Origin of the sequence: Oribacterium sp. P6A1 (assembly GCF_000702885.1) — a bacterium.
GTDB lineage: Bacteria > Bacillota > Clostridia > Lachnospirales > Lachnospiraceae > Oribacterium.
This window is the reverse complement of the sequence record NZ_JNKO01000007.1, coordinates 143558-169235: the sequence shown is the minus strand read 5'-3', so window position 1 is coordinate 169235 and position 25678 is coordinate 143558. Positions and strand designations below refer to the sequence as shown.

General features: G+C 41.2%; 21 protein-coding genes and 2 riboswitches. Of the genes, 19 read left to right on the top strand and 2 right to left on the bottom strand.

The window, feature by feature from the left end:
• The first annotated feature begins 59 nt into the window (after nucleotides 1-59).
• The 8 genes from T515_RS07195 to T515_RS07155 all read left to right on the top strand — a co-directional run bounded on the left by T515_RS07195 (nucleotide 60) and on the right by T515_RS07155 (nucleotide 7946).
• On the top strand, nucleotides 60-1400 hold the full coding sequence (locus tag T515_RS07195; RefSeq protein WP_036609252.1) for an O-antigen polymerase: 1341 nt from the start codon (nucleotides 60-62) through the stop codon (nucleotides 1398-1400).
• Nucleotide 1401: 1 nt separating this feature from the next.
• Nucleotides 1402-2247, top strand: a complete 846-nt coding sequence (locus T515_RS07190; protein WP_036609250.1) for a glycosyltransferase family 2 protein — start codon at nucleotides 1402-1404, stop codon at nucleotides 2245-2247.
• Nucleotides 2238-2879, top strand: a complete 642-nt coding sequence (locus tag T515_RS07185; protein ID WP_051671533.1) for a CatB-related O-acetyltransferase — start codon at nucleotides 2238-2240, stop codon at nucleotides 2877-2879. Before T515_RS07190 ends, T515_RS07185 begins: the two co-directional genes overlap by 10 nt.
• Before the next feature lie 6 nt (nucleotides 2880-2885).
• Nucleotides 2886-4298: a hypothetical protein gene (locus T515_RS07180; RefSeq protein ID WP_036609247.1), complete on the top strand. Its 1413-nt coding sequence runs from the start codon at nucleotides 2886-2888 to the stop codon at nucleotides 4296-4298.
• Entirely contained in the window at nucleotides 4299-5315 is a 1017-nt protein-coding gene (locus tag T515_RS16535) for a glycosyltransferase family 2 protein (RefSeq protein ID WP_051671532.1), read from the top strand.
• Between the two features lie 15 nt (nucleotides 5316-5330).
• Nucleotides 5331-6455, top strand: a complete 1125-nt coding sequence (locus tag T515_RS07170) for a polysaccharide pyruvyl transferase family protein (protein WP_051671531.1) — start codon at nucleotides 5331-5333, stop codon at nucleotides 6453-6455.
• A gap of 197 nt (nucleotides 6456-6652) precedes the next feature.
• Nucleotides 6653-7450, top strand: coding sequence for a nitroreductase family protein (locus tag T515_RS07165; RefSeq protein WP_197026406.1), 798 nt, complete (start codon nucleotides 6653-6655; stop codon nucleotides 7448-7450).
• A gap of 274 nt (nucleotides 7451-7724) precedes the next feature.
• A complete protein-coding gene (locus T515_RS07155; RefSeq protein ID WP_155988308.1) occupies nucleotides 7725-7946 on the top strand; it encodes a hypothetical protein in 222 nt (73 codons plus the stop codon).
• On the opposite strand, the gene T515_RS07150 is transcribed toward T515_RS07155, so the two are convergent.
• Nucleotides 7943-8788 (bottom strand): PD-(D/E)XK nuclease family transposase, encoded by an 846-nt coding sequence (locus tag T515_RS07150; protein ID WP_051671530.1) that lies wholly within the window; start codon nucleotides 8786-8788, stop codon nucleotides 7943-7945. The genes T515_RS07155 and T515_RS07150 overlap by 4 nt on opposite strands.
• Before the next feature lie 227 nt (nucleotides 8789-9015).
• Here T515_RS07150 and T515_RS07145 point away from each other — a divergent pair, with 227 nt between their 5' ends.
• From T515_RS07145 to T515_RS07125, 5 genes are all read left to right on the top strand, one after another.
• A complete protein-coding gene (locus T515_RS07145) occupies nucleotides 9016-10362 on the top strand; it encodes a VanZ family protein (RefSeq protein WP_197026405.1) in 1347 nt (448 codons plus the stop codon).
• A 263-nt stretch (nucleotides 10363-10625) separates the two neighbouring features.
• Nucleotides 10626-12077 carry a sugar transferase gene (locus T515_RS07140; protein WP_036609238.1) on the top strand — a complete coding sequence of 484 codons (1452 nt, stop codon included), beginning with the start codon at nucleotides 10626-10628 and terminating at the stop codon, nucleotides 12075-12077.
• Between the two features lie 47 nt (nucleotides 12078-12124).
• Nucleotides 12125-12397, top strand: a complete 273-nt coding sequence (locus T515_RS16530; protein ID WP_051671529.1) for a hypothetical protein — start codon at nucleotides 12125-12127, stop codon at nucleotides 12395-12397.
• Between the two features lie 193 nt (nucleotides 12398-12590).
• Nucleotides 12591-12664, top strand: a riboswitch (cyclic di-GMP riboswitch).
• Nucleotides 12665-12846: 182 nt separating this feature from the next.
• Nucleotides 12847-12920: riboswitch (cyclic di-GMP riboswitch) on the top strand.
• Nucleotides 12921-12935: 15 nt separating this feature from the next.
• A complete protein-coding gene (locus T515_RS07130) occupies nucleotides 12936-13538 on the top strand; it encodes a hypothetical protein (RefSeq protein WP_036609237.1) in 603 nt (200 codons plus the stop codon).
• Nucleotides 13539-13853: 315 nt separating this feature from the next.
• Nucleotides 13854-15308: a hypothetical protein gene (locus T515_RS07125; protein ID WP_036609235.1), complete on the top strand. Its 1455-nt coding sequence runs from the start codon at nucleotides 13854-13856 to the stop codon at nucleotides 15306-15308.
• 222 nt (nucleotides 15309-15530) lie between these two features.
• On the opposite strand, the gene T515_RS07120 is transcribed toward T515_RS07125, so the two are convergent.
• Nucleotides 15531-17264, bottom strand: coding sequence for an SGNH/GDSL hydrolase family protein (locus T515_RS07120; protein ID WP_036609233.1), 1734 nt, complete (start codon nucleotides 17262-17264; stop codon nucleotides 15531-15533).
• A gap of 359 nt (nucleotides 17265-17623) precedes the next feature.
• Between T515_RS07120 and T515_RS07115 the strand changes: the two genes are divergently transcribed.
• From T515_RS07115 to T515_RS07090, 6 genes are all read left to right on the top strand, one after another.
• Entirely contained in the window at nucleotides 17624-19468 is a 1845-nt protein-coding gene (locus T515_RS07115) for an SGNH/GDSL hydrolase family protein (protein WP_155988306.1), read from the top strand.
• A 129-nt stretch (nucleotides 19469-19597) separates the two neighbouring features.
• Nucleotides 19598-20311 (top strand): sce7726 family protein, encoded by a 714-nt coding sequence (locus T515_RS07110; RefSeq protein WP_036609229.1) that lies wholly within the window; start codon nucleotides 19598-19600, stop codon nucleotides 20309-20311.
• Nucleotides 20308-21255: an AEC family transporter gene (locus T515_RS07105; RefSeq protein WP_036609227.1), complete on the top strand. Its 948-nt coding sequence runs from the start codon at nucleotides 20308-20310 to the stop codon at nucleotides 21253-21255. Before T515_RS07110 ends, T515_RS07105 begins: the two co-directional genes overlap by 4 nt.
• Before the next feature lie 142 nt (nucleotides 21256-21397).
• On the top strand, nucleotides 21398-22579 hold the full coding sequence (locus T515_RS07100; protein WP_036609225.1) for a galactokinase: 1182 nt from the start codon (nucleotides 21398-21400) through the stop codon (nucleotides 22577-22579).
• Nucleotides 22580-22633: 54 nt separating this feature from the next.
• Nucleotides 22634-23650 carry a UDP-glucose 4-epimerase GalE gene (gene galE / locus T515_RS07095; protein ID WP_036609223.1) on the top strand — a complete coding sequence of 339 codons (1017 nt, stop codon included), beginning with the start codon at nucleotides 22634-22636 and terminating at the stop codon, nucleotides 23648-23650.
• Between the two features lie 131 nt (nucleotides 23651-23781).
• Nucleotides 23782-25371 carry a UDP-glucose--hexose-1-phosphate uridylyltransferase gene (locus T515_RS07090; protein ID WP_036609221.1) on the top strand — a complete coding sequence of 530 codons (1590 nt, stop codon included), beginning with the start codon at nucleotides 23782-23784 and terminating at the stop codon, nucleotides 25369-25371.
• Nucleotides 25372-25678: the final 307 nt, after the last annotated feature.

Genomic DNA, 25678 nt, shown 5'->3' with positions numbered 1-25678 from the left:
TGTATGTATGCACTGAAGGGTAATATTTTTAGATTATGAACAAATGAGGTCAAGGAAAAGTGTGGATTCTCCTAGTTTCATTATTAATACTATTATTTCTTGAATATATTATTTTTAACAAATACGTCTTGTCACCATCGCTTATTATAACGATGATGTTTTTCTTAAGCACATTCATGCTTCTATTTTACGCAAAAAGATGGGGCATGGTATGGAATGATAAAACCACAGCGGTCATTCTTGTTGGCATTTTAGCGTCAATCATTGGAGAATTGTTTGCTAAGAAATCGGCACGAAGATGTAAAGGACTATTCGATGCCGGTATAAGCTATAAGAGAAAAATGTTTTTAGGAAAGGAAGATTTTAGAGAGAACGTAATCACGTTAAGTTTAGGCAGTCTTATTGGACTGAATCTGATTTGCGTGGTTACACTGATAGTTTATTACAAGGAAACAATTAGAATCGCCTCTTTCTATGCTGGATATGAAACCCTATTACTGATGCAGGTCAACAAGATAAAAACAAGTGGATATGCAGTTAGTTCTTTAGCACAACAGCTTTTGACTATATCCAACAGTATTGCTCTGTTATTTGCATATATTGTGGTGATGAATTTGAAAAAAAAGGAAAAGATAAAGTATAAACTGCTTTATTTCTCACCCATGGTTCTATATCTCATCACGGCATTATTTACATCAGGCCGTGCAGTTCTTTTACACTTTCTGATTGCTGCTTTTGTTATTTGGTTTTTAGTGTATGACCGGGAAAGAAGCTTTGTTAGACGTGGAAATATTAAATTGTTCTCAAGAGTAATTATCTTGGTAGTAGCAATAATTGTAATCTTTTATTATGCAGGGATGTTAACGGGAAAATCACTGCACTATGATGCGCTGAGTGACAATATGGCAAATTATTTCTGCTCATCAATTTATGCTCTTAACGCATACTTGGGAGATCCTGCTATATTTGACTCAAGTAGCTTTTTTGGAATCCACACTTTTTCAGGCCTATATACAACTCTGCGAACTATAGGCATTGACATTCCGCGTAGTGTTGTAGCCTTGGAATATATTCCATGTGGTTATGTAGTAACTAACATCTATACGGCACTACGTAGATATTTTCAGGATTTTGGGTGGGTTGGTCTGTTCTTTATTATGTTTGCTGTTTCATGGTTTTATTCAAGAATTATAGCCCTTAACAGAACCGAGCACTTCTCAGGTGTGCGTACCATACTAACAGGTATGATATTTTATCCCCTGGTATTCATGTCAATAGAAGAAAGATTCTTTATGAATGTTATCAGTATATCTACAATTTATTGCTTGGTTTATATTTCTATATTATATGCAGTTTTTGTTTATCCTCAAACTAAAATTGTCAGTGTAAAAGGACGTTAGAATGAAAGTATTAGCTGGAATTGTATTGTTCAATCCAGATATTGAACGATTGAAATTGAATATCGGTGCAATATTTCCGCAGGTTGACGGAATTGTCTGTGTAGATAATGGCTCGGCAAATCTGCCGGAAGTAAAAGCTGCATTGCCTGATACGGTTGTATATTTGGAAAATGCTAAAAATAAAGGAATTGCAGCAGCATTAAACCAAATTCTGGCTTATGCAACAGAAAACGGATATGAGTGGTTTATCACTTTAGATCAGGATTCGGTTTGCGAGGATGGTTTGGTAGCAGCCTATAGAAAGAATATAGATTTGCAGCATGCTGCAATACTTACTTGTAAGATAATCGACAGAAATTTTGATGCAAAGCCTAAATATGAAGCCGAAAAAAAAGCTGTCCAGATTGATCAATGTATAACTTCTGCATCTTTTTGTAAGACTAAGGTGCTTAACTTAGTCGGTGGCTTCGATGAAAAGATGTTTATTGATTCTGTAGATTTTGATATCTGTCTAAACCTTAGGGCGCACGGATACAAGATTTACAGAATTCCTTATGTTGGACTTCTACATGAGGTGGGGCATGGACGAAATGTTAATTTCTTAGGGAAACAGAAGATTATTTATAATCAGTCTGTTTTAAGAAATTATTACATCGCACGAAATCACGTCTACATGGCGAAAAAGTATCCACAGGTATATTCAATGACCAAAGTCAGGATGAAGGAGATTGAGTCAAGGCTTTTGATTTTGTTATATGAGTCGAATAAAATGGCAAAGCTCAAAGCTCGTCGAAAAGGTCTTAGAGATGGTATGAACAATAAGATGGGAGAATGTACATGGTTCTAAAAAAACTGCTGAAGGAATGGCATGATCACATCAGGCTTCTGAAATTTCAGGAAACCTGGAGAAAAATGAATCTAGGAAACGGCACAAAAGCCGGAAATGTCTTTCCGGTCAAAGTTGTATCTGTGGGTGATCACACATATGGAACTCTGAATGTGCATTACTATAAGCAGGAAAATGAAGGCTTGTATATCGGTAGGTACTGCAGCATAGCAGACGATGTTCATTTCTTCTTGGGAGGAGAGCATAACTACAAAAACCTATCGTCCTTCCCGTTCAAGAATAGGATTACGAAGAATAAAATCGCTGAAGCTATTTCAAAAGGACCTATCACGATTGGAGATGATGTTTGGATTGGAAGCAGAGTTATCGTTTTGTCTGGAACCACCATAGGACAAGGTGCTGTCATTGGCGCCGGTAGCGTTGTTGCCGGAGAAGTACCACCATATGCGATTTTTGCAAGGGACAGGATACTCAAATATCGGTTTACTGAGGAAATACGTAGCAGACTGTGTTCCTTTGATTTTTCAAAACTGAATTGGGAAGAGTTAGAAAAATATTTTGACCTGTTGTATACCGAACTTAACAATGAGAATTATGAAGAGGTAATGGAACGAATAACTCTGTTGGAGTAGATATAAATGCCAAAGAACATATCATTAAATGATAATTTAAAGAGAGGAATTGCATTGGTTTTTATTGCCAATGCAATAAATCTTTGCATAAGCCTGATTAATGGATTTGTACTTCCAAAGTATCTGTCTGTTGAATCATTTGCTGATATTAAGACGTACCATCTGTATGCCAACTACATAGGAGTATTGGCTTTGGGATATCCTGATGGTTTATATCTTCAATATGGAGGAAAGAAGATAAGTGATGTCGGATCAAATGGATTTAATGAATGTCGCTCTAATCTTATAGTTCTTCAAACTATTATTACGGTTATTGGAGTAGTTTTTGGCTGGGTTACAGGAAATAGTATTCTGTTGGTCACTGCCATAAGCATTATTCCCGTTAATTTGGTCTCATCATATAAGAATATTTATCAGGCAACCGGAGAGTTTAAGTCATATAGCCGAATATTGAATTATACATCTATTCTTGTTTTTGTCGGAACGATGATTCTACTGTTCATTAAAAGAACAGACAACAGCCTACTGTATATCGGATGGAATGTGGTTGTAACCTTTTTTATCTGGATTCTGGTCGAGCGAAAAATGACAGTGTCGTACAAACAGAGAATCGGTTGGAGTCTGAACATACCAAGCCTTATTGAGAATATAAAATCCGGTATTGTACTGATGCTTGGAAACTTCTCCTCCATTTTGATGACCAGTGTGGACCGATGGTTTGTCAAAGCTCTGCTGACTGTTCAGCATTTTGCATATTATTCCTTTGTTATAAGTGTGGAGAATCTGGTTGCCATCTTCATAACGCCTGTAGTGACTACCATGTACAATTATATCTGTGTCACAACAGATATGAAGGCTATTAAGAGGATAAAAAGAATGTGTCTGGTATTCTCACTGTTTCTGATTTCCAGTGCTTTCCCGGCAAAATTCATCCTTGAGGTCTATTTGCAGAAGTACCTTGCATCAAAGTATGTTCTGTTTATACTCTTCTCAACGGAGGTGTTCTATATGATAATCAAGGGCATTTATGTGAACATCTACAAAGCAAGAAAACATCAGTCAACATATTTAAAGCAGCTGATTGGCGTCATTATTATTGGCGTAATCCTGAATGCAATATTTTACTATTTCGCCAGATCCAATGAGGGCATTGCATTTGCAACTCTTTTGTCTGTGGTCATCTGGTATGTGATTTGTTGTATTTCAGTTCCTGAAATTATGCCGGATTGGAAAGAAATTCTGTTTGTTATTATTGCGATTCCGCTATTTATTCTGAGTGGATTCTATCTGGAAGCGATTGTTGGTTTTGTAGTGTATATGGCAGGCGTGTTGGTACTGTCCATGATCTTTATGAAGGAAAGCTTAACAGCTGTTTGGAATATGGTGTTTGGCATGGTCAGAAAGAGGTTGGGAAGATAAATGGGAGATAAGAGTATTGCAGTCAGCATTATCATGCCGGTTTATAACAGCGAGGCTTATCTGCAAAGCTGCGTTGATAGCATTCTAAGTCAGGATTTTGATTCATTTGAGTTGTTGCTGATCGACGATGGTTCTACTGACGGTAGCCCGGAAATATGCGATGAGATTGCCAGAAAGGATTCTCGAGTAAGGGTTTTCCATAAAAACAATGGCGGAATCTGTGAGGCACGAAACTATGGCATGGAAAGAGCAAGAGGAGAATATATAGCTTTTTCCGATCATGATGATATAGTGCTTCCGGGTTTTCTGAAAGATAACTATAAGATAGCATCAGAGCATAAAGCAGATATTATTAAATTTGGAAGGAAAGCCTTATACATTGAAGGAGATGTTACAAAACGTACAGATGTGCGTCGTTTTCCCAAGGAGGCTTTGTCGAGACCTGAAATTAAAGAACGTTATTTAAAATTACGCCTCCGAAATGCGATGACCTGTGTATGGGATGGTCTGTATCAAAGAAAGTTTTTGATGGCCCATAAGCTTCTGTTTGATATCCGTTATAAGAAGGGTGGAGAGGATATAGATTTCTGCGGAAGATGTTTTGCTTTAGCTGAAACATTGGCGTTTAATAATGAAGTGTATTATGAACATTACATTAGAAAGGGATACAGCACTTCAACCAAACTAGATGAACACAGATTAGCCAAATTTCAAATGCTGATTGATAACTTGCATGAATGTTGCGAAATTCTTGATATTTCTCTGAATAATCCGCTATTCAAGCTTTGTATCGTCAAGGAGCAGGTATATCCAACACTTTCATATCTTGCCTCAGTTCATGCCGACAGAGGGGAAATGAAGAGACTGTTAAACCAAATCCACTCTGATTATTTCATGCAAAGTGACAGTCTTTTGAAGTATTTGGGTGAGGACAAAAAATGGGGAATCTTTACGATACTCTTTGAGATGAAACAATATTGGATACTATACATGATTACAAAAGGACGATCCTTATAACTGGAGTTAATGGACATGAAGATTGCTGTAATAACAATGCATGCCGTTAAGAATTACGGTTCAGCTTTGCAGACATATGCGACACAGAAGGTTTTAAAAGATTTAGGATATGATGTCGAAGTTATCAATTATATCCGTAAAAAGAATTTGGATTCAAACCTTGCGAACACATGGACCCGAAAAGACCATGGTATAAAGAAGATTATAAAGAAAGCGGTTTTATTCCCAACCCTAAAGAGATGGAAGGCAGTATTCGGTGGTTATCTTGGGGAATACATTCAAACATCTCCTTGTGTTTATAGTGACGAATCTGACTTAGAGGCAAATTCAGTTAAGGCAGATGTTTTTTGCACTGGGAGCGATCAGGTTTGGAACAGTGGGTGGAATAACGGTATTGAAAAACCATTTTATTTGACGTTTGTTCCGGACGAGATTCCTAAAATTGCCATGGCTGCAAGTATTGGAAAGCCGGAGCTCAGCAAAGAAGAATGTGAGAATATATTTCCTTATCTACGTAGATATGACTATATCAGTCTTCGGGAAATATCAAGTGTGGAGTTTTTGAAGAATCAGGGTTTTGAAAATGTTGATTTCTGTCTTGATCCCACACAATTGCTTTCCAGAGAACAATGGCTTGAACATTCGATAGAATATAAGGATCTTCCGGAAAAGTATGTACTTTTATACCAGCTGAATCACAATGATACATTTGATAAATATGCAGAAGAATTTGCCCGAAGAAAAGGAATTCCTCTTTATAGGATCTGTACAAGGTATGATCAGGCACGTTTGCCTGGCAAACCTATATTTATTCCCCAAGTACAGGAATGGCTGTCTATCATGAACAAAGCTGAGATCGTGCTGACTGATTCTTTCCATGCAACAGCATTTTGCATTAATTTGAACACACAGTTTGTTTCGGTTTTTCCAAATGAATACAGTTGCAGGATAGGAGACGTGTTGCGCTTGTATGGCTTGGAGGAGAGGAGACTAAGATCCTACGACCAATTTGATATTGCAGATGTACCGATTGATTTTAGCCCGGTAAATGAAATACTTTTTGCAAACAGAAAACGATCCATTGATCTTGTGAATGAGATTATCAGGAAATCTACTAGAAATAGTAAAAAGAACTTATAGGATGGGGGACCATTGTGAGTATAAAACAGAAGCTGAAATCAAATAAACTGATTAGAGAGATTGGGAAAAAAATAAACATCGATTATCAATTCAGACAGGATGCGAAGGATTTTTCCAAAAACTATGTTGAGGAAGCTGTAAAAAAAGGTGATTTCCGATACAGCATATTACTACTTGTACATAGTCTTGAGAAAGGTATGTGTATGCCGAATCCTCGTCCATATGGTCTGGATAAGGTAAAAGAACTGATAGGCTATCTGAATGCATATTCTGAAACGAGACGGGAAGAATTTGAATATCAGTTGGGGGTTTCTGCTCTGTTTGCATGGACTGATTTTTTTGAAAAGCACAATTGGCAATCAGAACTTGCTTACAATGATGTGATTGTTTTTCTGAAAGATAAGAATCGGAATGCAGGATTTCAAGCGGGAGCAAAGTTGTACAGACCAGGAGATACTTTTGTAGATGCTAAAGTGTATGAAGAAATGTTCCTGTCCCGTCATTCTGTGCGTGACTATCAGGAACGTAAAATAGATTTGGCAGATGTTCAGTTTGCTTTGAAGTGTTTTGTTGAGACTCCGACTGCATGTAACCGGCAGATGTGCAGAGTCTATTATATTCAGAATCAGGAAATCACGGATTTGCTGAATCATGTCGTAATTGGCGTTCCGGGATTCAATAAGAAAACAGTTCAATACTTTCTCATCACATATGATTTGGCTTCTTTCGCATATTCAGGAGAGCGGCAACAAGGTCTGTTCAATGCAGGGTTATGCACGATGAATTTTATCAATGGGTTACACGCAAAAGGAATAGGTTCATGTTGCCTTCAGTGGTCAAACAAATATAAGCAGGATGTTGAAGTAAGAGAGAAGTTGGGTCTTAGAGACAGCGAGAGAATCGGAATTGTGGTTGGTGCCGGATATTATCTGGATGAAAATATTATCCCGTGTTCGGTTAGAAGAAGATCAGAGGATGTTTTTCAGATAATTTGAATCAAAGAAGGGGAATATGTAAAAATAGATGGAGACTAACTGCTTAACCTTTAAAGATTATAATTTGGAATAAACCATGAAAAAATTACTGTTCCGGATGCTCCTTGTGATTCCGATTTTACTGATCGTAATTATCACATTCATGATGAATATAAAAAATTCATCTGTGAATTCTTCGGAATTATCAAAAAAAAAGAGATGAGTACAGAGGATTATGATCGGATTGATTAACTTGATTCTGAAGGACATATTATGGTTGCCGGGAACAAGGGTTATGAGACGGCTAAAAAAACGAAAAAAGATGGGCATGTGGTTCTGGAAGCAGTTTTTTGATGAAAAGGGAAATCTTACTGTTCTTCCGGCGGGATATGCGCAGATATCCCGGGTGCATGAAGGAAAATTTAATACAGAGATAATATATCTTGATGCCCTGGATAGAATGGCTTATAGCTCTACGGATATATCTTTGAGGTCAAAGATTCATGTGGCAACCTAAACAGTTTGCTCCTTTGGTAGCTTAAAGCCGGCTAGTTCCATTTCCTTCAGGAATTCTTCTTCAGTGAGATTTGTTTTCTGGGCCGCTTTTTTTACATTCAGGTCGCCATCTTGAACCATTTCGAAGTAGGATAAGCGTTTTCCTTCAGCGAGGCCCTCGGATCGACCTTCAGAGCGCCCCTTTTGCTCGGCTATATCTTCATAATACTTCATAACTGTACACATAGAATTAAGGCCTCCTTCTGTTGTTTTCAGATAACTGACTTCTTTACTGAGTTTTGGGAATTTCGGATTGTTAAAGTCTTTCTTTGTAAAGCAGGACATGAGACTTGAGATGTCGGTCCCATCGTCTATGGCTGTGTTGACATAGACATATCCGGTTCCATCATCAACGATTTGTCCTGTTTCGGCAATCACTTTGTTTACATGGTATATGGTATGACCTGCTCCGATGATATCAAATTCCGAGATATACACAACATGTACATCCGGGATTTCTTTAAAATCGGTACCTGACTGGGAATCTCTGACTGTAATGCTGGATTCATTGAAACGCACACGTCTGAAATGATCATCATTATCAGATCGCTGTACTTCGACATTACAGCTTATTCCGTTTCCAAGCAGGCAGAGTGCATCAAGTCTTACAGATCTGCCATATAGGTTACGTTCATCACTTTGAACGATCACATCCTTTACGATGAGCTTATCATCTTCAAGAATAGTGCACAGGATCTCTTCCATGACACCGGGATTTCTGGCAAGTACTTCGAAGAAGACATCATCAATAGGGCGAAGGTCTTTTACCTTGGCTTTCTTCTCTTCAATAGTTAATTCTGACATTTATTACCTCTTAAATGTTGGGATAGAAACAGCCAAGATATGTATATATAATATGAATATATCATAAATAAAAGAAATAAAGATGGATTTTAAAGAACTTTTAGAATCTTAAGCGGCTGTGTTATGAAAGTATAATAACAGAACATACAGGAAATGCATATAGTCTGATTTTGAACCATAACCTGGAAAAAATGGCACTGTGCTACTTTGCAAAGACATTAAAAACTATGAAAAAAATCTTGATCCGGATACTCCTTGTGCTTCCGGTTTTATTTATCATCATTATTACATTCATATTGAACATAAAACAATCATCTGTGAATTCCGCGGAATTATCAAAAGAAGAGACGAGTACAGAGGATTATGAGCGGATCGATTACCTTGATTCTGAAGGGCATATTACTTTTGCTGGAGACAAAGGTTATGCGACGGCTATAAAAACGAAAAAAGACGGGCATGTGGTTCTGGAGCAGTACTTTGATGAAAAGGGAAATCTAACTGTTCTTCCGGCCGGCTATGCGCAGATATCCCGGGTTTATGAAGGTAAATTCAATACAGAGATTATATACCTTGATGCCCTGGATAGTAGGGCTGTTTTAAGAGATGGTTACGATACTATCCGGAGAACATACACAGATGCCGGAAAAGCAGACACTGACACCTATTGGATCGGTGATAAACAGGTTGAAAGGAAGCAGGGCTACTGGCAGTATCAACGTGTCTATGACGAATCAAATCATGTCTGTGAGCTGAAGTACATGGATCAGGAGGGTAATCTGGTAAGTAACACATCCGGTTATGCCTTGATACGTCGATCGTATACAGACACTGGAACCATTGATATGTACTTTGATGAAGATTTGCAGCCTGTCGCATCTACATTAGGGCAGTATGGGAAGATGACGGAAACTGTGGATGGGGTAAACGTCACCACATATCTTGATGCTGAGGGAAAACCGGATAACACTACCCGGGGATATGCTGTCGAAAAAAAAGAAGGAACGAGGACTTTGTATTTTGATAAAGAAGGAAGTCCCGTGACTGTTGGCCGGGGCCAGTATGGGATTGAAAAGGTCAATGGTCAGGAGGTCTACCTGGATGAAACTGGAGAACAGATGCTCCGAATTGATAACATTCTTAATACAAGGCCTTATCTGGTTCTGATATTTGGAGTCCTGGTGACAATTGCAGCAATCATGGTACGGGGAAAAGTTAAGATAGTATTCCTTATTTTTTATATTATCTTCATAGGCATAATGACTATAGCCTTTAGGGAGGCAGGAGATCATAGAGCAGTATTTGAACTTTTTAAATCATATAAAGAATTTCTGATATCACCGGCAACACGGCAGAACATATTGAATAATATCTGGTTGTTTGTCCCCCTTGGTGCGGCACTGTACGATCCGAAGCATCGGTTCGGATGGGTATGGGCATTAGCGTTAAGCGTTCTGATCGAAACGGTACAGTATGTTACCGGTATCGGGCTTTGTGAAATGGATGATGTGTTCAGTAATGTGCTCGGAGCCCTCATCGGTTATGGGGCGGCTTACAGTAAAAAACGGCTAATCTGAAAATTCTATTTTGGATTGGTCGTTTTTGGTGCATAAAAATTGCGATATTCCCGACGGTTTTGTGTAATATAACCCGACTAGTGTAACCGCTTTCAATTACGAGCTGAAAAAATGGCTTAATAATCGTTGCTAAAAAGCGGAGATTTGTATTAATATAAATAAACTATTAAGTGCCACTCCTTGTGCCACTTATTTAATACAGGTGCCGGATGACATAGTATTAAACAAGCGCGATAGGTATGAGAATTTAAGGGGAGGGCGTTATGTATCATCGAAAAAGCAGAGGCTGGATCAAGCATATTGATTTCATATTGATAGATTTTTTGTGTCTCGAGATATCCTTTGTGATCGGATATTTTCTCCGTAATGGAGCACTGCTGGATTTTACAAACGTCGTCTATACCCATGTCATGGTGGCTTTATTTTTTATCGAAATTGTTGTTTCTGCGGTGTTTGGCACATTTCACAATGTGCTGAAGAGAGACAGCATCAGTGAAATTCAATATACAATTATGCAGGTTCTTCTTGTGTTATTGGGGATATCGCTATATCTGTTTGTGGTTCATGACGGAGGAAAGGTTTCCAGACTGAACATCTTCTATATGAGTATCATCTATGTTATCATGGGTTTCTGCGGCAGAGCTTTTTGGAAACGGCATTTACAGAAAGCCATGAAAGGAAACCGGGGAAAATCTCTTCTGATAGTGACTGTAATGTCACATCTTCAGGAAGTGATGGAGGGTCTGGTGGAGAAAAATTATGACCGCTATCACTTCTCCGGCATCGCGCTGATTGACGGAGACCACGTGGGAGAGAGGATTCATGGCATCGATGTGGTGGCAGATAGAAGCAACATTATTTCGTATCTTAAATCCCATTGGGTAGATGAAGTGTATTTTGATCTTCCGTATCAGGTGGATGCTCTTCAGGATATGGTTGACCAGGTCATAGAAATGGGCATTACAGTACATACAAAATTGTCCCGCATCTCGAAAAAAGACAAGAGTATAAAAGATGTTGAGCGCATGGGAGAATATGTGGTCCTGACTACAAGCCTCAGTGAAGCAAGTCTGGTTGCAGCATTCTTAAAACGCTGCATCGATATCGCAGGGGGCCTCGTGGGATGCCTCATTACCGCTGTATTAACGCTTATTTTTGGGCCGTTGATTTATATGGCATCACCGGGGCCGATCTTTTTCAAACAAAAGCGAATCGGCTATAACGGCCGGGTTTTTGAAATCTATAAGTTCCGATCCATGTACATGGATGCCGAGGAACGTAAGAAGCAGCTTCTTTCTCAAAATGAATTTAATGACGGGTTCATGTTCAAGATCGAATATGATCCACGTATCATCGGCTGTCACAGGGACGAGAATGGTCGCGTGCACAAGGGAATAGGCAATCTGATCAGAGACTGGTCCATCGATGAATTCCCGCAGTTCTTAAATGTTCTGAAGGGCGATATGTCACTGGTTGGTACCAGACCCCCAACCCTGGATGAGTGGCAGAAGTATAAGCCTGAATACAGGGTGCGAATGTCTACAAAACCAGGTATCACAGGATTATGGCAGGTCAGCGGCCGAAGTGGGATCAAAGATTTCTGCCAGGTGGTAGCGTTGGACAAAATGTATATCGAAAAATGGAGTATCGCACTGGATGTAAAGATACTGTTGAAAACAGTTTATGTGGTTCTGGCGCGAAAAGGCGCGATGTAACATTGCAGTTTGTAGTTTTAAAGGATTTAATGAAGGAGCATAGGGATATGGTTTACACAATGCTAAAGGATTTAGCGGAGCAATGGGGAGTTACACCGAAGTACCTGAGGGCATTATGCCGGGAAGGAAAGATCGAAGGCGCATATAAAAACGGTCATCTCTGGATTATTCCCGCAGATGCGCCGCGCCCGGAGGATCACCGAATCACTACAGGGGCTTACAGAGACTGGAGAAAACGCTACAATGTCAGCAAGTGGAAAATAGACGGAGAGTTAAAGCGTCTTTTGGAAGGAATGAAAAACACAGAACGCGCATGTTGAGGGCCCACAAGGCTTAGAGAAAAATTGAATACTTAAAAATATCAGTCGATTCGCAAATTAAATTTCAATTTTAATTTGCGAATTTTAATTTATCTATTGCAATTTAAAAAATAAATGATAGAATAGAAAATGTAAAGAGAAAGAGGATAAAGAACTAAGTAGTTCATTTCTCTTTAGAATGTGATCCAACCTAGATCACATTTGGCAAAGCCGGAGAAATCCGGTGACGCAAAGCTATAGGGGCCGAAAGGTCAGCCAGTTGCAATCTTCATGGAGCAGAGCTCCGAAGGTTAGTCCTCGAATCAAGACTAATACAAAGAAGGTTCTAGGTTAACTGGCAACGGACAGAGATCCGATGCCGGTTTTTTATTTCGCCAAAAGAAATCCAGGGAAGGGGAAATTAAGATTTTTGGCGAAGGCGGGTAGGTATATAACCCGATTCGATTCATTCATTTAAATAGCAAACCCGGAGAAATCCGGTGGCGCAAAGCTATAGGGACCGAAAGGTCAGCCAGTTGCACTTGAAAGGATAGAGAATATGAAGAACCTTGTTAGAACAATCGTTATAGTAGTCAATCTGGTTGTTATGATGACAGTTACAGCTTTTGCTGCTAACGTTACTCAGTTAATCGCATCTGGTCACGATGTTTACGATCAGCAGCCTGAATCTTATAAGATTGCTGTCAATACTTATTTCGAAAGAGTGCCAAACAGTGTTATCGTCCTTTTTATGCAGCGCGGCGGAACTATCCATTATACAGATACAGTGCTTGTTGGCCAGCAGGATGTAAACGGAATCTATACTTTTGATTCAAAGCAGATCACACTTAAAGCAACTTCCAACAACAATTCCTGGGATGAAGTACAGAAGGCTCCGGTTCATGAGCTCGGTCATTTTATCTATCACACAACACAGCCGATGTTTACAGATCAGATGAAGGCTGATATCAGAAAGCTTTACAATGAAAGAAAGTCTTATGACAATCGCTGCTACAACGAGGATGAGACATTTGCAGCACTGTACTCCGACTACATCAAGTTCAACTACAGAGGAGGCGCACATGCTATGCCTAGCCCGGAGTACAGAGTTTTCATGCAGGCTGAGGATCTTTGCCAGCAGATGCTTTCATATTCAATCTAATCCTTCAGGTCTTTTTCGGGATTTTTAGTACTATAAAGTGCAGTTGTCATAGTAACTCCGGCAATTGCACTTTTTCTTTCGCGATAAGACCGTCAAGCACATATCATGTGTACATGGATATGCATTTGACGGTCAACACGAGTTTTCTCACTACAGATAGTCAGAAATATTGAAATTAAAGAATGTTATTAATATTAAATATCACGAAAAATAGAATTATATAAAAAAGTTCTTGTAAGGCACATTAAATCACAATAAAATTTTGATAAGCACAGTTTATTTATATACCTTTTAGTACTGCGAGGACTAAGCGATATGAACAGCCCTTTTTCATCACTTCTTGCCAGTCTTGTTGAAGAGAGTGGTTTAGGAAAAAACAGTATCATCAGGAACACAGGAATAAATCGTTCTTCTTTCTATAAGTTTTTGAACGGTTCCAGAATCCCGACAAATGTCCAATACAATGATATAAAAAGAGTATTGCCCCTCTCGAAGTCGGAGATCAAGAAACTGGATGAGTTATATGCATTTGAGACTATGGGGGTGGATACAGCACTCAATCGAAAAGCGGTCATTATGTGCCTGGAAACAGTGGCCGATTATGAGGATTCAGTGAGACCGACTGTCGGTATCAGACCAACTGTCAGTGAATTTCAGAATAACAAACTGGTTTTTGACCAAAAACATGATGTCATCAACTTGCTGGAGAACTTTTTTGAACGCCATTTTGCATCAGGTGAGCCGAAATTTGACGTTTTTATACCGCGTATGGAGGAGACATTTTATGCCCGCATAAATTCTATGGCCCTCCAAAGTGAAATACGGAATGCTGATATCAGAATGCTGCTCCAGTTTCCAAAGAAAAAATCAGGAGTTTCCGCTTACAATATTGTGGCAAAATATACCAACATGCTTATATTTAATGTATGCGGAATCGGAGGAACTCACCTTTATTATTATTATGATGACAATATGATCGAAGATAATTTCGGAGTGTTGTATCCATATTATGTTGCGGACGATTCGGAAGTGATTTTACTCGGTAAGCAGTGTTCCGGGGCGGTACGCATTCAGAATCCGGTGTTGGTGAAGCAGTTCAAAAAACAGATAGACAGAGTTTTTGCCGAGGCTCATGAAACAAAAGTACAGACTGAAGATATGGATATCATAGTGGATACCATGGAGGATTTTGGCTATCTCGGAGTAAACTGCTGGAATTATGGAGGCATGGCAAATCTTCTGATGCTGATAGATGAGAATATGATGAACAGTATTCGGGAATTGCAGCCCTATGCATCACGTATTTTTAAGCTTCAGAATTTCATGGAACAGAAACAGCTGATGACAGAATATTTGTCCATGGATGGATTACGAAGGTTTGCGCAGGAAGGTACCGCTTTCGATTTTCCTTTTCCGACCGAGTGCCATTTTTCTTTGGAACAGCGAATCGATATACTAAAAAAGATTGATAAATCTCTCGGTGCGGGGTACTACATTTTGGATGAAACTAAGGTGCCCATAATTAAGAAATGGTTTTTTACGATTGTTGAGGGACATGTTCTTACTATCTCAAATAGTGAAAAGTTACAGGCCATGGCGGTGAGAGAGCAGAACATCATCAATATCTTTTCGGATTTTATGGGAAGCCTTCCGTTGTCAGATCAGGTACTGCCCATACAATCGGCTCATAGAAATATACAAAGGCTGATACATGAGATGGAGAAGCAGCTGGAGGAACAGAATCAATCTGACCGGCGCAGGACAGGGTGACACACAAAAGATAGTAAAAAAGGATTTCTCAATTTATTGAGAGATTCCGGACTTATAAGGGGCAGACTTCAGGGTCTGCCTCTTTTAGTGCTGTCATTTTTTTTCTGATGTATTGTGGCCCACAACGTACCAAGCGGGAGACTTAAGGGAAGAAGGAGTAAAGAATAAAGAAGTAAAAATGGTCCCCCCAAATCGGAAGGACCATTTAAGATTAATACAATATTACTGTGTGATAGCCATGGCAGCTGCGGGATCCATCGGCATATCCATAGCGGCTGATTCAACAGACTGTGTTTCCATAGGAATCTCTGCAGCGGCTGTTTCGGGAACAGCGGTTTCAGCTGCAGTCTGAGCACTTGTATCAGGAATAGCTGCGCTTGTTTCGGCAACTGTTTCCTGAACAGCAGCCTGTGTTTCCGATACTGTATTTGAAGAGTCAATTCCGGAAGAGTGTACTGTCTCTTTGTTTGTGATGATCTGTCCGGCTGAACGTGTCTCAACTATCTGCTGCTTAACACCTACGTCTGGATTTCCTGTGTCATCATTGATGACTTCGTACCACTCGCCGTTATAGTACTCGTAGAGAACACCGTCTTCAGTCTTTGTAGCTCCGTTGGAAAGACCGTTTGCTGCTTCTGTTTCCTCCGCTTCCTCAGATTCATTCTCAGAACCCGGACCGCCGTCTGCAGTATCGCCATTGTCCATAAGTTCACTGAGAGCTGCAGCGTCCAGTGTTTCAATAGTCTTTGATTCAAACTTGTCGTAAGAATCCGGAAGAGTGATGTTGCCGGAAACTATGATGCCGGCAAATGAAGCCGCTTCTTCAGCTGTTCCGAAGGATACGGCTACATATTCAGCAGGAGCAAATTCATCGTTGATAAGTACGATGTGCTGCTCCGGATCTTTTCCGCTGAAATCTGTTGTTGAACGTCCGAAAGGTTTTCCGTCAACACTTACGTATACATCATTTGCACCGGACTGATAGTCATAGTCAACACCCATGAGACCTGTTACGGTTTCGCCGTAAACATCCAGAATCATATCGGCAGGAAGTTCATAGGTTGTGTCATTAACCTTTACAAAATCCGAAGCTGAAATATAAGCGTAGCTTTCGAGGCCTTCGATTTTTTCGTCCAAAGCATCTACGGAGTTGTCAATGTTATCATCCGCACCTGCGGCAAAGTCCTTTACAGAAGCAAGGATCATATCTGCTGTCTTTGCATTTCCTTCATCGTTCTGGCCGATATTGTCAGAAGCTGCAGTATCCTTTGCATCAGCCCCCGAAGCTTCCATAAGCTTTGCTACATCGATGGTGAGACCATGGTAGTGATCGGTGATAGTCTGTATTGCAGAAGCATTGGCAGCGGCATGACCCTCCGGATTTGTTAAAGAGGATGGCTCGATGAGAGAGATGATCGAAATCTCAGGACACTTTTTGATGAGGTTTCTGATGATGCTCTCGTAGAAGGTTCCGAAGGTTTCCGGATCGTCATACTCGCCGAAGCTTAGGATAACTGCGTCGTATTCAGAACCTTCAGGAATTTCGTTTGCCATAACAAAACCTGAGTAAACTGTATTGTCGGAAGGAAGAGCGTAGTTATCGATCTGAACATCGGATGAGAACTCTTTCTGAATCTTTTCGCTGATGAGTTCAGCCCAGGATGTTGAAACGTTCTCAAGATTGCTTCCCTTTGCAAAGCCGTCTCCGAGAACAAGTACAGATACAGGCTGACCGTTTTTCAGCTTTCCGTAGAATGTTTTTGCCTCTTCTTTTGCTTTGGCTGCTGCGGTTTCTTTGGTTTCAGCTGTTGTTGCTGCAGCGGTGGTTTCTATGGCAGGGTCGGTTCCGTTGCTTTTTCCTGTTACGGCAGCAAGGCCCATAAGAACAACCACTACACCGGCGAGACCGCCTACGCAGGCTTTCTTATTCTGCTCAAAAAATGTTTTGAAATCCATAAATTTCTCCTTAAATCCATGCAGGATATTTTGATACAGCACTTAATATATGAAATACAGGTGCTGAGAGTCGGCGTCATGCCCTGATATACGGGCTTTTTCCGATAAAGACACCGTTTCATGATACTTTTTATAAATATAAAAATCAATTAAGTTTCTTTTAAAATCACGGTGCAAAGGATAAAATCCTGTATTTACTCATTTTGGCATGTAAAACACAGTATATGTGAAGTTATAGTGAAAAAGTGATTAAGTTGGAACATCAGTGAACCGGGACAGGATATAAGGTGAAGATAGACTTCATAACACTTATGGCCTATAATTAAAAAGTCTATATCTAAGAAGGAATTTTGATGAGTATGAGTAGTAATGATAACAAGCAGACAAATGACACCCCAAATCTTAATCTGAACGAGCCGCTGACCGAGAAGGAAGCAGCTTCCGGGAGACCAAAGACACTTCTTGTAATCCTGATTCTTCTGATCTTGACCATAACAGGAGTATTCGGATACATGGTAAATGTCGCCATGAAAGAAGATGCCCTGGATCAGTCCGTTGCAGCGGAAAGAATGGATGAAGACAGTAAAAGACTTCAGCCCGAGACAGTCCCGGAATCTTCAGTGGATTTGAATGAGGCACTTTCGGGGAGCAGCAGCTTATTTAAAAAGCTTACCGCTTCTGAACCGGTGAAGATTCTTGTCATCGGAGACACCTTTGGAACAGGGGCCGGAGCACAGGACGGAACAAACTGGACAGAGCTTCTTGCAGACAGTATAAAGGAAGACTTCGGTTCGGAAGTCAGTGTCAACAACCTTTCTCTGGCTAATGGAAATGATGCGTACGGGGCCTATGTTTCTTTGATGAACGAAGCTGCCGGAAACAAGGATGCGGTCTATGATGCGGTTATAGTTTCCCTGGGATACTATGATGATCCGTTTAACTTTGGTCTTCAGTATGAAGGTATACTTCGTTCTATAAGAAGATGTTACGGCTCAGCAGAAATCATTGGAATCATAGAGTCGGCATCTGTAACAGCAACAGAGGGTTATTCTGATGAGACAGCTCTCTATGCCAGAAATCTTCTTGAGCATTATGGCGGAATAGTTGCAAACATGGGGGAAGCCTATGCGGTTTCCGGAATGGATGCAGGCACATTGACATCTGACGGGGTTCTTCCGAACGCTGCCGGACAGAAGATATATGCTGACTGGATAGTTAAGAAGATAAAGAACAAGCTGGATGATACTCTTGGGGGAACAGAATCTCAGGAGGCGGTTTCTCAACAGCCGGCTTCCGGATCAGAGGATCCTGTGAATCCGGATGCAGAGCTTTATGATCATTATTATTATATAGAGGCTTCAGAGTTCTATCGTGCAGATGATGTAAACTATCTTATAAACATCAGCAGACTTAAGGAACTTGGAGTCGAGAATGTCGGTATGCTTGGTATCGATTATGAATATGTAGAAGGAAAGAATACAGTTCAGGTTGTTATCGATAAAAATATTTTTACCGGATGGAATACAGAGTTTGAGGGTACAGCTCCCGAGAGACATATCCGTATAGTGAACAACAATGCCGCTGTATATGATGAGCTGGCAGTGAGCTTTGCCACAAAGGAACAGGCTGATGCTTTCCATGGACTCATACTTACGGGAAATCTGAATCTTCATCAGAGTGAAGAGAAGTATGACAAGCTGCCGATGCCGCCTGAGACCACTGCTCCGGAAACTGAGCCTGAAACCGAAGCTGAGACAGAGGAGTCGGTAGTTGAGACAGCTGCCGCATCAGATGAGTCCAAGGCTGAGAAATCTGCAAAGGCAGATTCCGGGAATAAAAAGAAGGAAGAAGAGTCTGCAAAGAACAAAGAAACCAGGTCTTCCGAAAAGAAAAAGGACGATTCGGAAAAGAAGAGTTCAAATTCCAAAAGAACTTCACAGACTCCGGCACAGCAGACTGCCGCTCCGGAGACGGCGGCGGTAACTGTAGCTGAGACAGCAGCCGTTGAAACCACTCAGGATATGAGTCAGCAGGTTGTTGAAACAGCCGCAGCTGTTCCTACAGTACCTGGAGTCGAAGGGGCTGTGATAAGTGATCCTGCGGATTCTGCCAATGTTTCTCCTGCCGGTGATACATATACAGTTCAGGCAGGACAGGGAATTGACATTAATCAGTGGAATTCCATCGGACCGACTGTTGGATGATATACTAAACGATGCTATGGGAGCCGTTCGCATTATGCGGACGGCTCCTTATAGGATATAAGTGTAATCGAAAGCACAAAGCGGTCCCATATTGACTTTTGACATTCACATCAGTACATATGATAAATCATGTTATACGATAAAGATATCAGAGAGCCTTTGTTCTCTTTTTTGGAGGAGACCTACGGCAAAACAAGAATAATAGAAGAAAAAATAATGGGCGGGAGCCGGGCGGACATAGTGATGGTAACGGATGACAGTCTCTATGGGATAGAGATCAAATCCGATGCCGACCGTTACGTTAGACTTGCCGGGCAGGTGAAGGATTATAACCGTTTCTTTGATTACAACATCATCGCTGTCGGAAGCAGTCATGCCATGCATGTGGAAGAGCACGTTCCTGATTTCTGGGGAATCATAACCATAGACGAGGTGGATGGCCGGCCGGATTTCTATATACTGAGACGTCCCAAAGAAAATCCTCATATTATATATGAAGATAAGTTAAGTCTTCTCTGGAGACCGGAACTGCAGCATATTGTTTATCGAAATCTCAAACATAAATATGATACTCTGAGTAAAAAAGAGGTGATAAAACGGATTACGGATCAGCTTGATTATGACAGCATCAGAAAAGAGATATCGACAGAACTGTTTGAAAGGGATTACAATACCATACTGGATACCATAAATAAGTATCGTGTTGAAAAGGAGAATAAAAAGCCCCGCCGTAAAAAGAAGGCAGGTAAGAATTCCGCTTTAGTATCAATCGGCGGCAAGGTGTTGAAAAAGCCGAATCTCAGAGTGTCACATATTGTTAAGACGAGGAAGAAGAAATTATGAACAGCTTTATGATCGCAGCCAATGCAGTTATACCGTTTATTTGTTATATGTTGTATGGATTTATTATATGCCGCCTTGGACTCGGGGATGATAAATTTTATAACAAATTGAACAAAGTTGTTTTTAAGGCTTTCTTTCCGCTTCTTATGTTCAACAATATTTATTCTGCGGATATCGATTTAGGATCAAATCTTTCCCTTATCATGGTTTTCTGCGGTGTGATGATGGCTATCATCCTTCTTTCCATGATTCTGGTGCCTTTGATAGTAAAGGAAAACCCTAAAAGAGGAGTGGTCATACAGTCTATATGGAGAAGCAATACTCTGATGTTTGCCTATCCGTTATGTGTGACCATGTATGGTGATGAGTGGGGAGCTGTAGCATCCCTTGTCATCGCAACAGTTGTTCCTATCTATAATATATGCACTGTCATGATCTTCTCTGTATTTGACAGAAAAAACGGTTCAAAAACAGACTTAAAGAAGATACTCAAAAATATCATTACCAATCCCCTTATCGTCGGCGCCATCATCGGCGGGGTATTTAAGCTTACGGGCTGGGTGCTTCCGCAATCAATAGAGAAACCTGTTGAAGGTTTTGCCAACATGACAACTCCGCTTTCCATCCTGATCCTGGGAGCCACATTGAATATTCCCGATATCGGTAAAAATATGAAATACATTGTTTCTGTGCTGTCACTAAAGCTTGTCATAGTCCCTGGTATAGTGACTGTGATAATGTATATGGCGGGATTCAGAGGCCCGGAGCTGTTCATTGCGTTTATCCTCTATGCAACTCCTATCGCCGGAGCGTCATTTCCCATGGCTCAGAATATGGGCGGAGACGGGGATCTTCAGGGTCAGCTTCTTGCCATAAGTACGGTTCTTTCGCTGTTTACCATATTCTTTTGGATTGCGGGACTTACAGCTGCAGGAATATTCTGAGCATTTTCGACCATGATATAGTCACAAAAGGATTTCAAAGATAATGAGAGTTTTTTCGCGTTGACTGTAAAAAATCGCTTTCTTATAATGTGATGCGAGGGTCAACAAGATTTGAAAAAGACTTTAGGAGGTCAACAATCATATGGATCTTTCATTCAAAGAAGTTGTTTTGAAGACATTTGCGGAAAAATTCGGCGAGGGAAGCAATGAGGGTGTCAAGTGCTATTTTGCACCCGGACGTGTGAACCTCATCGGTGAACATACAGATTATAACGGCGGACATGTTTTCCCCTGTGCGCTTACTATCGGATCTTTTGCTGCTGCAAGAAAGCGCAGTGACAGAAAGCTTCGTTTTTACAGTGTGAATCTTGATAAATCGGGAGTTATCGAAACCTCACTTGATGATTTTAAGCCCCTTAAGGAGGATAGCTGGATATCATATCCAAAGGGAGTTATGTGGGCCTTTGAAAAAAGAGGTTTCAGCATGGACACCGGTCTTGACATAGTGATCTACGGAAATATCCCGAATGGTTCCGGCCTTTCCTCAAGTGCATCCATTGAAGTACTTACAGGTTTTATCCTCAGAGATCTTTATGGCTTTGATGTTTCCGGTGTTGACCTTGCCGTCATAGGACAGGATGCGGAAAATAACTATTGCGGCATGAATTGCGGTATCATGGATCAGTTCGCAAGTGCCATGGGCAAAGAGGACAATGCCATTTTCCTTGACTGTGCCACATTAAAATACGAATATGCACCGGTGGTTCTCAATGGGATGAAACTGGTGGTAACAAATACAAACAAGAAGCACAAGCTGGTGGGTTCTGCATACAATGACCGCCGTAACGAGTGCGAAAAGGCAAGAGAAATCCTTGCCGGTGTGGCAGGAATCAGGGAGCTGGGTGAGCTTTCAAATGAGGATTTTGAAAAGTATAAGGATGCCATAAAGGATCCTGTGGTTCTTAAGAGAGCAAAGCATGCAGTCTATGAGAACAACCGTACTCTTGTGGCTGTAGAGGCTCTTAAGAATGGAGATATCGAAGAGTTCGGAAAGCTTATGAATGCTTCCCATGTATCTCTTCGCGATGATTTTGAGGTGACCTGTGAGGAGCTTGATATCCTTGCAGAGGAAGCCTGGAAGATTCCGGGAGTTCTCGGTTCCCGTATGACAGGCGGCGGATTCGGCGGATGTACAGTGTCCATCGTTAAGGATGAGGCCATTCCTGAATTCAAGAAGCAGGTGGGAGAAGCCTATAAGGCCAAAGTCGGCTATGACTGTACATTCTATGAGGTGAGCATCGGAGACGGTCCATCAGTAATCTGATGTGATGCGAACGTTGAGAATGATGAAAATCCGGCATGAAAGAGAGGAGACATTATGAGAATACTTGTAACAGGTGGAGCAGGATATATCGGAAGCCATACATGCGTAGAGCTTCTTAATGAGGGTTATGAGGTAGTTATCGTTGATAACCTTTACAATTCGAACCAGAAGGCGGTTGACCGAATCGAAGAGATCACCGGAAAGAAGGTAAAGTTCTATCAGGATGACATGCTTGACAGAGCGGCACTCAGGAAGATTTTCGATGAGAACGAGATAGATGCGGTTATTCATTTTGCAGGTCTCAAAGCAGTGGGTGAGTCTGTGCACAAGCCCATCGAGTATTATCGTACAAACATTGACTCTACTCTTAACCTTGTTGACGAGATGCGTGCTCATGGTGTTAAGAATATCATTTTCTCAAGCTCGGCTACAGTTTACGGCGATCCTGCGGAGATTCCTATCACAGAGAACTGTCCTAAGGGAACATGTACAAATCCCTACGGCTGGACAAAGTGGATGCAGGAGCAGATTCTTACAGACCTTCATACAGCCGATTCTGAGTGGAATGTTATCCTCCTTAGATATTTCAATCCTATCGGAGCTCATAAGTCAGGTCTCATCGGAGAGGATCCTAAGGGCATCCCTAACAACCTTCTTCCATACGTTGCCCAGGTTGCCATCGGAAAGCTTAAGGAGATCAATGTCTTCGGCAATGACTATCCGACACCTGACGGAACCGGAGTTCGTGACTACATCCACGTGGTTGACCTTGCAAGAGGACATGTAAAGGCCATCGAGAGATTTGCAAAGAAGGATGGAGTATTCATCTGCAACCTTGGAACAGGCCACGGTTATTCTGTAATGGATGTTATCCATGCTTTTGAGAAGGCCTGCGGCAAGGAGCTTCCTTATGTTATGAAGCCCAGACGTGACGGTGATGTTGCCACCTGTTATTCAAGTCCTGCAAAGGCAGAGAAGGAGCTCGGCTGGAAGGCGGAATTCGATCTCATCGATATGTGTCGTGACTCCTGGAACTGGCAGCAGAAGAATCCGGACGGATATAATTCCTGATTTTATTATGAAATGATGTAATGGAAAAAAGTACCGAATTACGTACTTGCTGCGCTACATCGGTGAGTGGCAATGCTTTTGTCACTCACGACATGATAAAAATGTGAGGATTTGTTTGAGGGTGTAAAAGGATGGAAATACAGAGTGAAATAAAAAATTTAGTTGCTTATGCTTACAGGACAGGACTTATCGAGGAAAGCGATATCATCTGGGCGCTTAATACCATCGCTCTTAATTTAAAGGTAATGGAAGTGACTTCTGCCAAAGAGGAGGTTTTGGAAGAGGCTGAAAAGATACCTTTTGATGCGGTCCAGGCAGAGGAATTTAAGACTGCTTCGGAGAAAGGAATCATTGATGACGGTTCTTATCTTGAAAATGTTTTAAAGGTTCTTACGGATTATGCAGTGGAGCAGGGGCTCACAGACGGGGACTCTGTGGTTTTCAGAGATCTGTTTGATACAAAGCTTATGGGGGCTCTTACTCCGAGACCATCAGAGGTTCAGGCTGAGTTTTCGGAGCTCTATGAAGAGGATCCGAAGATTGCAACCGACTGGTACTATACCTTCAGTCGTGATACTGACTATATTAGACGTTACAGGGTAAAGAAGGATCTCAAGTGGAAGACAGAGACTGAGTACGGGGACTTAGACATTACCATAAACTTAAGTAAACCTGAGAAGGATCCGAAGGCCATTGCGGCAGCAGGAAAGGCAAAGCAGACCGGTTATCCCAAGTGTCAGCTCTGCTGTGAATGCGAGGGATACAGCGGAAGAGCAGACTATCCGGCCAGAGAGAATCATCGTATCATCCCTATAACCATCCGCGGACAGGAGTGGGGCTTCCAGTACTCACCTTACGTTTACTACAACGAGCATTGTATAGTTCTTAACACCCGGCACACTCCCATGAAGATCGACAAGAGCGCGTTTTTGAAGCTTTTCGATTTTGTGGCCCAGTTCCCCCATTATTTTGTGGGTTCCAATGCTGATCTCCCCATCGTAGGTGGCTCAATCCTCGCCCACGAGCATTTCCAGGGCGGAAACTATGAGTTTGCCATGGCGAAGGCTCCTGTTGAGAGAAGCTTCACTGTTCCGGGATTTCCGGATGTTAAGGCGGGAGTTGTTAAGTGGCCAATGTCTGTTATCCGGTTAAGCGGTGAGGATACCGGAAGGATTGCAGAGCTTGCGGATCATATCCTGGCATCCTGGAGAGGCTACACTGATGAAGATGCATTTATCTTTGCTGAGACTGATGGAGTTCCTCATTCCACCATTACGCCTATAGCAAGAAAGGTGGGGGACGAGTTCCAGCTTGATCTTGTTCTTCGCAACAATATTACCACAGAGGAGCATCCTCTTGGTGTTTACCATCCTCATGCCAAGCTCCATCATATAAAGAAGGAAAACATTGGCCTTATCGAGGTTATGGGCCTTGCGGTGCTTCCAAGCCGTCTTAAAAACGAGATGGCGGAACTTAAGGAGGCGTTCCTTTCCGGAAAGGATATTCGTGATATCCCCGAGCTTGCAAAGCATGCTGACTGGTTCGATGAGTTCATGGATGAATACTATAGAAGTGATATAGAGGTTGATGCCGAGAATTTTGACGAGATTCTTCAGAATGAAATAGGAAAGGTCTTCATGCATGTCCTTGAGGATGCCGGAGTTTACAAGAGAACCCCGGAGGGACAGGCTGCATTTGATAAGTTTATAAAGACGCTGTGACGTTTCGCAGTATGAATGGCTCCGCGGACGAAAAAATGAGGCTTCATGCCAACGGCTCACGGCGTTGAAATCACACTACGTCAAAAAGTCCGTCAGTGATTGAACACTTACGTGTTCATCCCTGGCGGACTTTTTTTCTCTTCGTGTGCTTTCAAGCAGCAAGCCCAGTTGGTATTGAAACCTCATTTTTTCTGTTTTTTGAAAACGGTAAAAGGTAGTATCCTTCATACACCTATACAATTTCGCTATCCTGTCGATAAATGCTATATATGCAAAGGAAACTATCATTTGAAAGAATGATGAGTTT